This window comes from Shigella sp. FC1967, assembly GCF_001743005.1.
GTDB lineage: Bacteria > Pseudomonadota > Gammaproteobacteria > Enterobacterales > Enterobacteriaceae > Proteus.
Genome location: NZ_MIIZ01001162.1, coordinates 1 through 569, shown reverse-complemented (window position 1 = coordinate 569; position 569 = coordinate 1). Strand labels below are relative to the sequence as shown.

Below are 569 nucleotides of genomic sequence, written 5' to 3'. Positions count from 1 at the left end.
TCTCGCTCTGAGCGTAGAAAACTTATTAGTGCTTTAACACGAAGTATGCCGAGCGCTACTTCCAATCCTCACGGTACGCCAAGCGCTACCTCTGAAATTAATCCTGACACTCTTTCTGAATTGGAAAAGGCGGTAAATGCCTTTGCCACAGCTAACTAATTGGAGACATTATGTCTGATACAAATGAATTATTAAAAAAGTCTATCGGCAAAAAATTGAAGAAGCCAACGGCAAATTTAATGCTAAAGCCGAAGAAGCCTTAAAAGAAGCGCAAAAAAGTCGGTAGTTTAAGCACTGAAACTAAAGCCGCAGTCGATAAGATGGCAACCGAACTGAATGCATTGCGTGAATCTGAAAAAAACACTCAAAGCTTCATTAGGTGAATTAGAGCAACATGTCGCACAAATGCCGTTGAATAATGCGGTTCAGGCAGCCAAAACAATTGGCCAGCAAGTCATTTCTGCAGATGTACTGAAAGAAATTAACTCTAGTATTCAATCAAGTAAGCGCATTTCTATTCCAGTGCAAGCCGCATTAACTTCAACCGGTGTGGCTGAAGGTGTTGTTGA

The 569-nt window shown here is 41.1% G+C and carries 1 pseudogene; it reads left to right on the top strand.

The features are described 5' to 3' along the window. Positions 1-170: 170 nt before the first annotated feature. A pseudogene (locus tag BHE89_RS19600) lies at positions 171-569 on the top strand (phage major capsid protein); the annotation flags it as partial.